This is a genomic window from Phocaeicola coprophilus DSM 18228 = JCM 13818, assembly GCF_000157915.1.
GTDB classification, from domain to species: Bacteria; Bacteroidota; Bacteroidia; order Bacteroidales; family Bacteroidaceae; genus Phocaeicola; species Phocaeicola coprophilus.
The window spans coordinates 107,301-119,140 of the sequence record NZ_EQ973650.1; the positions used below are offsets into that span (position 1 = coordinate 107,301).

Consider the following 11,840-nt stretch of genomic DNA (forward strand, 5'->3'; position numbering starts at 1 on the left):
TCAGGTATTATTTGGTCTTCTTTCCCAGTACGTAGATATCCAGGTCTTCAATTTCCTGTGGTGTGAGTACAGAATAGTCTCCATGTGACTGCACAATGATGCGGCAGGCCATTTCGAAGAACATGGCTCTTTCGAATACCTGGTCGAAGTTGCTTCCGCATACCACCTGTCCGTGATTGGTCAGGAGGATTGAATTGTGATCCTTCATGGCTTCTACTACGGCATGAGCCAGTTCGGGAGATCCCGGTCTGTAGTAAGGAATGACAGGAATTTCGCGTCCTACGTGGCAGGGAACTTCAGCCGTTACGTTAAAGTTGGTCGGCTTCTTGTTCATACATGCTACGGCAGTGGCATATTCTGACTGGAAGTGCAGCACTACATTCACATCGGGACGTTCGCGGAGAATGCCCAGGTGGAAACCGCTTTCCATAGACGGTTTCACGCCATTCTTCACTTCACCGGTCGCAATGTTGCAGATGGATACTTTTTCTGCCTGCAAAGAGGGAACCCATGAACCTGTACCTGAAACCAGAGCTTCTTCGCCGATTCTCCAGGAAAGGTTTCCGCTGCTGCAGATGGTCAGTCTGGCATCTCCCACGCGGTGGGCCTGAGCCAGGAATTCTTGGATATGTTCGTTTGTGATCATAATACTTTCTGATAGAGATTAAGAATGATTTCTTTGTTTACTTCGCGCGGGTTACCGGGGGTGCAGACATCTGCAAAGGCAGCGTCGGCCAGCCGGTCCAGATCTTTTTCCTGGATGCCCAGTTCCGACAGATGCTGGGGAATACCTACACGGACAGCCAGATCCTTCACGGCCTGTACGGCTGCGTCGGCAGCTTCTTCGCGGCTCATGCCGGGAACATATACGTCCATGGCTTTGGCGATCTGTACATATTTGTCGAGGGCAGCCGGTGCATTGAATTCCATGATGGTCGGCAGCAGCAGTGCGTTGGCAACTCCGTGAGGAATATCAAAGATTGCTCCAAGCGGGTGAGCCATGCCATGTACGACACCCAGACCTACATTCGAGAAGGCCATACCTGCGATATACTGTGCGACAGCCATACCGTTGCGGGCTTCCGGATTGGTCGGTTCCTTGACGGCTGTTTCCAGATAACGGTTAATCATTTCGATAGCCTTGATTTCAAACATGTCACTCATTTCCCAGGCACCTTTGGTAATCAGACCTTCGATGGCGTGTGTCAGAGCGTCCATACCGGTAGCGGCTGTCAGGCTTTTGGGCAGTGTGTACATCAGTTCGGCATCCACGATTGCGATGGCCGGGATGTCGTTCGGATCCACACAAACCATTTTCTTCTGTTTCTCCTCGTCGGTGATCACATAGTTGATGGTCACTTCGGCTGCGGTTCCTGCTGTTGTCGGAAGTGCAATGATGGGAACAGACTTACGCTGGGTATCAGCCACGCCTTCCAGTGAAACTACATCACTGAATGAAGGATTGTTGGTGATGATACCGATGGCTTTGGCCGTATCGATTGACGAACCTCCGCCAATGGCCAGAATAAAATCCGCACCCGATTCGCTGAATGCCTTTACGCCGGCTTTCACATTGCTTACGGTAGGATTCGGCTTGATTTCACTGAACAGCTCGTAAGGAACGCCTGCTTCCTCCAGTACGTCGAGCACTTTCTGTGCCACGCCGAAGCGGATCAGTTCTTTATCGGTTGCCACCAGCGCCTTGTGGAGTCCCAGTCTCTTGATTTCCTGTGGAAGCATCTTGCGGGCACCCGGTCCGAAATAAGATACTTCGTTGAGTATAAAGCGATGAATCATGATCTTAGAATGATTAAAGGTTTATTTGTAAATCGGACCATAGGTTGTACATGCACGGTAGTCTGCTCCTTCCTTGTCCATACCGAAGGCATTCCATGCAGCGGGACGGAAGATCTTGTCTTCATCCACATTGTGCATGCATACCGGGATTCTCAGGATGGAAGCAAGCGTGATCAGATCCTGACCGATGTGTCCGTAGCTGATAGCTCCGTGGTTAGCTCCCCAGTTGTTCATGACAGAGTATACATCCTTGAAAGCCGGTTTGTCGCACAGGCGGGGTACGAACCAGGTAGTCGGCCATGTACGGTCGGTACGTTCGTCAAGCAGCTTGTGGATTTCCGGATTGATTTCTACTGTCCATCCTTCTGCGATCTGCAGCACAGGACCGAGTCCTTTCACCAGATTCAGTCGGCTCATGGTAACAGGCATTCCACCTTTTGACAGGAAGTTGGATGAGAAACCTCCGCCGCGGAAATAATCACGGTTAGCCGGATACCAGGTAGTGGCTTCCAGACACTTGTTCATTTCTTCTTCGCTGATTTCCCAGTAAGGCTTCATGGTCGGGTTTCCGTTGGCATCCTGCTGCTGTCCGGTTCCGTCGAGAGTCGTTGCTCCTGAGTTGATCAGGTGAATAATACCGTTGGCAGCCATTCCGGTAAGTTCTTTGCCGGTTACGCGTTTCACAGCTTCCGGGCTCCAGTAAGTACGGACGTCAGAGAAGATCTGTGCGCGGTTGGTCAGCAAATGACCGAAGAGCATAGCCACGCCGTTGCAAGCATCGTTTTCGGTAGCCACAACGTAAGCTTCACGCAGACCGTTCCAGTCGAATGAGGTGTTCAGCAAAGCTTCCGAGTAGTCGCCGTTCGGATAGAAGTCGGTCCACTGGCGCTGTCCCTGGAAACCGGCAGCGATGGCGTTGTGTCCCAAAGCCTCTTCCTTGAAGCCCATTTCCTTGAGTTTGGGGTTGCCCTGCATCAGGTCGCGCATGATGATGGTCATCTTCACGATGAATTCCCAGTCAGCATCCTTTTCTGCACGGTTCTTGGCTTTTGCCGGAGTATTGAAGTCCTTACCTTCATTGCATTTGCAATGTTTTTCGGTCCAAGCCATGGCTTTTTCAAATTCTTCCTTGTCATAGATACCTTCAGTCATACGGCGGATGATTTCAGTCAGGTCAACTGATTCATTGCGCATGCCCAGATATTCCTGGAAGAAGTCCGGATTGACGATAGATCCTGCGATACCCATGGACACACTACCCATAGACAGGTATGACTTGCCTCTCATAGTAGCCACAGCCTGTGCTGCACGTGCAAAGCGGAGAATCTTTTCTGCTACGTCAGCCGGAATCGTATTGTCGTCCAGATCCTGTACGTCGCGTCCGTAAATACCGAAAGCGGGCAAGCCCTTCTGAGCATGTCCGGCCAGTACGGCTGCCAGATAAACAGCTCCGGGACGTTCTGTTCCGTTGAATCCCCATACTGCTTTGGGATAATACGGATTCATATCCATGGTTTCTGCGCCATAGCACCAGCAGGATGTAACGGTAATAGTGGCGCCTACGCCTTCGCGTTCAAACTTTTCAGCACAGGCAGCACTTTCAGCCACACGTCCGATAGTACCGTCTGCGATGACACATTCCACAGGACTTCCGTCTCCGTTTTTAAGATTGCTGGTGATTAATTCGGCAACAGCTTTTGCCAGACTCATGGTTTTTTCTTCGAGGCTTTCACGAACTCCTCCCTGACGGCCGTCAATGGTCGGCCGAATTCCGATTTTCGGATATTTTTTCATGTCGTAATGATATTTTTTAGGTTAATGATGTGAACAAAAATAAGGCACTTTGTCCGAATAGCATAATAAAACGAATGATAATAACATTATTTAACCCGGCCTTATGGAGGAATTTGTGAGAAAGGATATTGAAAAAACGCCGAATTCTTTTTTTTACACGCCGAAACGTTTTATATCAAAGGCCGAAGCGTTTTCAAAAAACGTCTCGGCCTTTTTAAAGGAATCCCGGAGTTGTTCATCACTTCATTCTCAGGGATGGATTTTTTTATTTCATATGATACAGGCAGACTATTGGATTTCCTTCTTCTTGTGCCCGTTCAATCAGTCGGGTCACCTGTTCGGGTTGCTTTTCCTCTGGTCGTGAATTCAGATAGTCTTCCAGACTGATCAGGTCGTCTGCCGTAATATATCCGACAAGGAGTTCGTCAGTGGCTTCAACCGGTCTGATCTGACAGTAGATCAGATCGTCCGTCATCCATCCGGCATAAAGTTGTCGGGACTGCTTGTCGAAAAGGATATCTTTCAACTGTTTGTCCACGAAAGCCTGGATATAGAGGTAGCGGTTGTTTTCCCAACAACTGTTGAATCCGTAGACAGGCCAGTATTTCATGACGGCATCGGCCGGGCTTTCATCCGGATGAATCATTTCGGGAGCGTCTTCCGGTGGATTCTTTTCCCCGAAGTCCAGCGTATATTTGATGCGTACGGAATCCTGCGAGGTTATAGACCAGATATGGTTTGACAGCGGATGTGCGAACAATACTTCCCGGTCGTTCCGTGAATGCGTAAAGACGCGGTTCTGCTGGAAAGAAGGAAGCAGCTGGTTTCCAAGATTGGTATATCCGTCGATAAGGTGTCTGCTTGTACCGTTTGTTCCGTCATAAATATCAAGCAATGTGATCGTGTCGCTTTCCGGCTGACGGAGATTATTCGTAAAGATACTCCAGGAATGATCCGGCAACAGGGCGATCTCAAATCCCCGGACTCCTATCTTATGTTCCCGGAGCAACCTTCCGTCAAGTGAAAAATGCATCAGCTTGGAAGGATAGGTCAGCAGACATACTGTGCTGTCCTTTTCGCAGACGTCAAATCCCAAAAGGGAAAGGTATTCTTCTCTGCCCTGTCCATAGCGGTTGATGCGGGCGATTCCTTTTCCCTGCCGGTCAAAGATCAGGATTTCATCCCTGCTCAGCACAAAGAAATGATCGAGCGCATAGCGGAACTGGCGGATATCAGATACAAGGAAGTTGCCGGTTGTGTCCAGTGGAATGGTTTCAACCCGGGAAAAAAGATCTGAGTACTTCTGGCTCAGCGGCAAGGCTTTATCATACGAGAGAACCATGCCCGGTTCAAATGAAGATTGCTTTTCTGTCTTGCCTGAAAAAGAGCAAGAAGCCAAAAACAGGAAAGACAGAAAGATACCTGAATTTCTTATCATAAGTGAGCATGTTTTATGCGTATGTATTTATGCAGAAGGGAATGGAGTAAAGGTACTGTCTGGAAAGGCAAATTTATGATTTAGATGTACCTTTACTTCATTCGTTGCATAATTATACCATGATGTTTTTTTATTTCCACATGAGGTTATAAGACCTAAGGAGATAAAAATAATAAGATTAAGGTAAATCCATTTCATACTTGAGTACAGATATACCTTCGCCTTTGTCGGTAAGAGCCATAAGCGTTTTATTGTCCGGAGTTACAGTTAAGTAGAAAATGCTTCTGTCCAGATGGAGCTGGTAACATTCTTTACCTTCCCAATTAAACACACGGACAAGAGAACTGTTCAAATAGCCTTTGTTTCCTTCAGGCAGGACATCACCATGCCAGATGGCATAAATGTAGTCATCAGTGGCTGCTATGCCGATATAATAGCGTTTTGTCTTGGCGGTGACCAGACCTTGCATTTCGCCATCTCCTGTAGGCATCAGGTATATATCATTCGGATAGGCATTGATTTCCGTCTGGATGGGAAAACGTCCTTTGTCTACTTTGATAATTTGCAGCATGTCCGCCAAATGGCAGCTGACAGCTATTTTCTGATTATCTGGAGCTACAGTCATTGTCAGATCATATAAAGTGGCATTGCACATATTCGTCATGGCTGGATCCACATGATTTTTATCTGGGAACTTTCCAATGGCTTTTATGTTTCCGTCTGGCTCTTTTACTACATATGATGCCGTATCAGTTATATTGGTAGCAATAAAATAATTGTCGGCTCGAACTGTTCCCATCAGAGAGAAGGGGGTATTGTCTTCCAGATTCCAGGAAAAGACTTCCTGTACGGCTGGTTTCGGTTGCAGCAGATCCGAATATGCAACTTTAAACAAACGCCTTTTATAGATGTCATACATATAGAGGGATTGTGTTTTCTCATCGGCTCTGAATGAATCAATTCTTCTGAACTCCAGAGGACCATCTCCTTTCGCGATAAACGAATTCAACCGTTTTCTGGATGAAGCTCCCCATACATCAACCAGCGTATCTCCCTGAAGATTGACCGTTACCCACATTGTATCTACAACTTGAATGTAGACGGGGCTTGAAATTCCCAGCATGCTGTCAGAAAGTACGACTTCTCCTTTTAGGTCTACATTCCTTATCGGATGTTGCTCAGATACATTCTGGCATCCGATCAGAAATAATAATGTGCTGATAAATAAGATTTTTTTCATAAATGTATATTTAAAGGTTAATAGTTAGAAAGCTGTTGAAAGTTTACAACTAAATCCGTTTTGTTTTAAAACTATGGAATCAGTGTATTTAGTAATGATGCATATATGTTTATGTCTGACTTAAAGGCTATATTATGACCTCATTAAATAATAAAAATGAATTTAAATATATGACAAAAATAATAAAAGCTCGGGATTTAAACTAATTCTGTTATGTTTTTTTTGTTTTGGTGATAACTAATTGAAATATAGGTGCTTATCTTTGGGGACTTAGTAATTGGAGTAATGCATGACGAAAACAGGCTTCTTGTGTGTAATGTCTTTTCTTTTTCGATAAGATGTATTAATCACGTCTCTTGCATTATACGTTCGATCAGGCTGAATCGTGCGGTCGTTGCGGCCTGATCGTGCGGTCGTTTGGGCCGAATTGTGCGGTCGTTGCGGCCTGATCGTGCGGTCGTTTGGGCCGAATTGTGCGGTCGTTTGGCTGAATCGTGCGGTCGTTTCCGGAGGCTATATATACAAAAACGGCTGAAGATTATTGCCGTGCCAGAGGCATACGGAATTATCTTCAGCCGCAACAGTCCGGAAAGCCTGTTTAGTCGAACAGACTTCTGAACTTCTTGAATATTTTTTCTTTCAGGCTCATGTTAGGCTTGAAACTTTCAGATTCCTGCCATTTTTCCAAAGCCTGTCTTTCTTCTTTGGTCAGAGTTTCGGGAATGTAAATGCTGATATGAACCAGCAAGTCGCCCGTTCCGGTTGTATAGCCGTAGCTGTTGATGGAAGGAAGTCCTTTGCCGCGCAGACGAAGCACTTTGCCCGGCTGTGTACCCGGTTCGATCTTGATTTTCGCTTTTCCGTCGATGGTCGGGATTTCCACTGTTCCTCCAAGGGCTGCGGTCGGAACGCTCAGCAGCAGGTTGTAGATCAGGTCGCTCTCGTCGCGCACCAGTTCCGGATGCTTTTCCTCTTCGATGAGTACCAGCAGATCGCCTGCCACACCGTTGTGCTTACCGGCATTACCCTTGCCGTTGATAGTCACCTGCATGCCTTCAGCCACACCTGCCGGAATCTTTACCGTTACGACTTCTTCACCATATACGATACCTTCGCCGCCGCAGGCAGAACATTTGTTCTTGATGATTTTACCTTCGCCGCCACACTGGGGACATACGGTCTGAGTCTGCATCATGCCGAAGATACTTTGCTGGGTGCGGGTTACGCTTCCCGTACCGTGACAGGTCGGACAGGTTTCTACGCCTCCGTCGCCTTCAGCTCCTGTTCCGTGGCAGTGACTGCACTGCACGTATTTCTTGAGTTTGAATTTCTTTTCTACACCGGTAGAGATTTCCTTCAGGTTCAGTTTTACCTTTACCCGCAGGTCGGAGCCGCGGAACTTGCGCTGACGGGGCTGGCCACCGCCGCCTCCAAAGCCTCCGAATCCGCTGTGGCCTCCGAAGATGTCGCCGAACATGGAGAAGATATCGTCCATAGACATGCCCTGTCCTCCGAATCCTCCGGCTCCGGCTGCTCCGTCCACTCCCGCATGTCCGAACTGATCGTAACGGGCACGCTTGTCCGGATTGCTCAGCACTTCATAAGCTTCGGCTGCTTCCTTGAACTTCTCTTCCGCTTCCTTATCGCCCGGATTCTTGTCCGGGTGATATTGGATGGCTTTCTTTCGGTATGCTTTCTTGATCTCATCGGCTGAGGCAGACTTTTCTACCCCAAGCACTTCGTAGTAATCTCTCTTTGCCATGATCTTCTTATTGTGCTACTACTACTTTTGCGTGACGGATCACTTTGTCATTCAGTTTGTAACCGGTCTGTACACAATCAAGTACCTTTCCTTTCTGGTCTTCGCTCGGAGCGGGTACCAGGGCAACGGCTTCGTGATAGTCCGTATCGAAAGCTTCACCTACGGGTTCCATCTTTTGCAGACCTTCCTGTGAGAGTCCTTTCAGGAATTTCTGATAGATCAGATCGATGCCTTCATACATAGCTTTTACGTCGTCAGCCTTTTGCATGTTCTGCAAAGCTCTTTCCAGATCGTCCAAAATAGGCAGGATGGCACTGATGGCCTTTTCACCACCGTTCTTGATCAGTTCAGCCTTTTCTTTCAAGGTACGTTTACGGTAGTTGTCAAATTCAGCAGACAGACGAAGATACTTGTCTTTCTGTTCTTCAATGGTTGCTTTGGCAGCTTTCAGTTCCTGCATCACCGGATCTGCAACCTCCTGCTGTTCTTCTGCAGCTTCTGCAGCAGCTTGCTGTTCCGCGTTTTCGGTCACAGTTTCTTCCTGTTTTGCCATTTCTTCTTCCACGTTATGGTTTTCTTGTGTACTCATATCTTAATTATGTTTTTATTAGCTGATAAATGTTTATTCTTTCTCCTACAAATTTCGTGCCTGATAGGAGTTAATATGGAAAACGGCTGCAAAAATACGAAATATTTGTCACACTGACATTATTTTTTCATGCTTTGTCGTCTTGTCAGCCTGTGTTCAGGCTTCTTTTCCAGGCATGAATGCCGGCTTTTGAGGTGTATCTCGTTTTTTTGTATTATCTTTGCAGACGTTGTTAATCAGAGATAATATTAATATAAGGTATATAGATAATGATTACAGTTTCGAATGTAGCCGTTCAGTTTGGTAAAAGAGTGTTGTACAACGATGTGAACATGAAGTTCACCAACGGAAATATTTATGGAGTGATCGGTGCCAATGGTGCCGGTAAGTCTACGTTTCTGAAAGTTATTTCAGGTGAACTGGATCCTACCAAGGGAAGCGTAACCCTGGGACCGGGCGAGCGTTTGTCCGTGTTGAGTCAGGACCACTTTAAGTTTGATGCCCATACGGTGCTTGACACCGTGCTGATGGGACACACGGTTCTCTGGGATATCATGAAACAGCGTGATGCGCTTTATGCGAAGGAAGATTTTACGGATGAAGACGGTATCAAAGCTGCAGAGCTGGAAGAGAAATTTGCTGAGCTGGAAGGCTGGAATGCCGAAAGCGATGCAGCCATTCTGCTGAGCGGACTGGGCATCAAGGAAGACAAGCACGGCATGCTGATGGGAGACCTCAGCGGTAAGGAAAAGGTGCGTGTGATGCTGGCACAGGCCTTGTTTGGAAATCCGGACAATCTGTTGCTTGACGAGCCGACCAATGACCTGGATATGGATACTGTGACCTGGCTTGAGGAATACCTTTCTAATTTTGAACATACCGTGCTGGTGGTAAGTCACGACCGTCACTTCCTCGACTCGGTTTGTACCCATACCGTAGATATTGACTTTGGTAAGGTGAACCTCTTTGCCGGTAACTATAGCTTCTGGTATGAATCCAGTCAGCTTGCTTTGCGTCAGCAGCAGAACCAGAAGGCCAAGGCTGAAGAAAAACGGAAGGAACTGGAAGAGTTTATCCGCCGTTTCTCAGCCAATGTGGCTAAGTCCAAGCAGACTACCAGCCGCAAGAAGATGCTGGAAAAACTGAATGTGGACGAAATCAAACCTTCTTCACGCAAATATCCGGGTATCATCTTCACCATGGACCGTGAACCGGGTAACCAGATTCTGGAAGTATCGGGACTGCGTGCCGAAACAGAAGAAGGAACAGTGCTCTTCAACGATGTGAACTTCAACGTTGAAAAGGGAGACAAGATCGTGTTCCTGAGCCGTGACCCGCGTGCCATGACAGCTTTGTTTGAAATCATCAACGGTCATCGCAAGGCACAGGCAGGACATTACAACTGGGGTGTGACGATTACTACAGCTTATCTGCCGCTGGACAATACGGATTATTTCAACTGTGACTTGAATCTGGTAGACTGGCTGAGCCAGTATGGTCAGGGCAATGAAGTCGAGATGAAGGGCTTCCTCGGCCGTATGCTGTTCTCCGGTGAAGAGGTGATGAAGAAAGTAAGCGTGTTGTCGGGAGGTGAAAAGATGCGTTGTATGATTGCCCGCATGCAGTTGCGTAACGCCAACTGTCTGATTCTGGATACACCGACCAACCATCTGGACCTGGAATCTATTCAGGCGTTCAATAATAACCTGAAGACGTACAAGGGAAATGTGCTTTTTGCTTCGCATGACCATGAGTTCATTGAAACTGTGGCAAACCGTATCATCGAACTGACTCCGAACGGTATCATTGACAAGATGATGGAGTATGATGAATACATTACCTCAGATCATATCAAGGAAATGCGTGCGCGCATGTACGGAGACAAATAAGAATTAAAAGAGGAAATTCCGGTCGGCATACAGCCTGAATCTGCAGAGTGATCCGGAATTTCCTTTTTTCTAAAATTATACTACTATGGGGAATACTTTGAATTCTGTTGCTAAGAAGCAAATTGTGTGGCTGGATGTTGTCCGCCTGCTGGCTATGTTTACGGTTGTATGCTGTCATTCGACCGATCCATTCAATTTTTATCCGGGCGAACCGCCTGCCAATATCAGTGAGATCAAGTTCTGGGGAGCTGCTTACGGATCTGTTCTTCGTCCGTGTGTTCCGCTTTTTGTAATGATTACGGGAGCTTTGCTGTTGCCGGTCAAAGGTGATACGGGAGCTTTCTACAGAAAACGTATCAGCCGGGTATTCTGGCCGTTTCTGATCTGGTCAGTCATCTATAATCTGTTTCCCTGGATCACCGGTCTGCTGGGATGCAGGCCCGAACTGATTCTGGATTTCTTCCCATACTCCGGAGAGGAAGCTGCCCGTCAGTCTCTGTCGGTATCGATGGACTATATATCCCATATACCGTTGAACTTTTCGTTGCTGGATGTTCACATGTGGTACATTTATCTGTTGATCGGAATGTATCTTTATATGCCTGTCTTCTCTGCGTGGGTGGAGAAAGCCTCCGAAAAGGCAAAGCTGTGGTTTCTGGCAGCCTGGGGAGTGACACTGTTTGTTCCTTACTACCGGGAATTTGTGAATCCTTATCTGTGGGGATCCTGTTCTTGGAACGAATTTTATATGCTTTATAACTTTGCCGGTTTTAATGGTTATCTTTTGCTGGGCCATTATCTCCGTCACCATGACTTTAGTCTGGCCAGGACCCTTGGCTGGGGAATTCCTTCTTTTGTAATAGGTTTCCTGATTACTTTTCTGGGATTCCGTCACATCACATCATTACCGGAATATACCGAAGAACAGCTTGAGATGTTTTTCTATTATTGTTCTCCCAATGTGGTTATGATGACAGTGCCCTGCTTCCTGATAGCCAAGAAGGTGAATGTGCGGAATGAACGTTTGCGGCAGGCACTTGCCAATCTGACGGTATGCGGTTTCGGGGTGTATATGATCCATTACTTTTTCACCGGCCCCTGTGTCCTGCTGGCCCGTATGTGTCATATACCGGTAGCGGTTCAGATTCCGGTTGCTGCCCTGATAGCCTTTGGGGCTTCATGGGGACTGGTCAATTTGCTTCGCAGGCTGACAGGAAAGTATGCAAAATATCTGGTGGGGTGACATTCTCCTGAAATCGCAGATCGGAGTTTGATGCAGTAAGTAATCTGTTTTTATTATAAAGCCCTCTCAAAAATGACTTTGAGGGGGC

General features: G+C 47.1%; 9 protein-coding genes. 2 read left to right on the forward strand and 7 right to left on the reverse strand.

Annotated features, from left to right (window positions below):
* Positions 1-7: 7 nt before the first annotated feature.
* The 7 genes from BACCOPRO_RS14800 to BACCOPRO_RS14830 form a co-directional block, all read right to left on the reverse strand.
* Complete coding sequence (locus BACCOPRO_RS14800) at positions 8-646, reverse strand: class II aldolase/adducin family protein (RefSeq protein WP_008144918.1); 639 nt, start codon at positions 644-646, stop codon at positions 8-10.
* Positions 643-1,797, reverse strand: a complete 1,155-nt coding sequence (fucO, locus tag BACCOPRO_RS14805; protein ID WP_008144921.1) for a lactaldehyde reductase — start codon at positions 1,795-1,797, stop codon at positions 643-645. Before fucO ends, BACCOPRO_RS14800 begins: the two co-directional genes overlap by 4 nt.
* A 21-nt stretch (positions 1,798-1,818) precedes the next feature.
* Positions 1,819-3,591, reverse strand: a complete 1,773-nt coding sequence (fucI, locus tag BACCOPRO_RS14810) for an L-fucose isomerase (RefSeq protein ID WP_008144922.1) — start codon at positions 3,589-3,591, stop codon at positions 1,819-1,821.
* Positions 3,592-3,856: 265 nt separating this feature from the next.
* Positions 3,857-5,029: a DUF4934 domain-containing protein gene (locus BACCOPRO_RS14815; protein ID WP_040311578.1), complete on the reverse strand. Its 1,173-nt coding sequence runs from the start codon at positions 5,027-5,029 to the stop codon at positions 3,857-3,859.
* A 178-nt stretch (positions 5,030-5,207) separates the two neighbouring features.
* A complete protein-coding gene (locus BACCOPRO_RS14820) occupies positions 5,208-6,269 on the reverse strand; it encodes a BF3164 family lipoprotein (RefSeq protein ID WP_008144933.1) in 1,062 nt (353 codons plus the stop codon).
* 598 nt (positions 6,270-6,867) lie between these two features.
* Complete coding sequence (gene dnaJ / locus BACCOPRO_RS14825; RefSeq protein ID WP_185114289.1) at positions 6,868-8,034, reverse strand: molecular chaperone DnaJ; 1,167 nt, start codon at positions 8,032-8,034, stop codon at positions 6,868-6,870.
* Positions 8,035-8,038: 4 nt separating this feature from the next.
* Complete coding sequence (locus tag BACCOPRO_RS14830; RefSeq protein ID WP_008144940.1) at positions 8,039-8,620, reverse strand: nucleotide exchange factor GrpE; 582 nt, start codon at positions 8,618-8,620, stop codon at positions 8,039-8,041.
* A 269-nt stretch (positions 8,621-8,889) separates the two neighbouring features.
* On the opposite strand from BACCOPRO_RS14830, the gene BACCOPRO_RS14835 reads away from it, so the two are divergent.
* Entirely contained in the window at positions 8,890-10,509 is a 1,620-nt protein-coding gene (locus tag BACCOPRO_RS14835) for an ABC-F family ATP-binding cassette domain-containing protein (protein WP_008144941.1), read from the forward strand.
* 85 nt (positions 10,510-10,594) lie between these two features.
* Positions 10,595-11,752, forward strand: coding sequence for an acyltransferase (locus BACCOPRO_RS14840; protein WP_008144943.1), 1,158 nt, complete (start codon positions 10,595-10,597; stop codon positions 11,750-11,752).
* Positions 11,753-11,840: the final 88 nt, after the last annotated feature.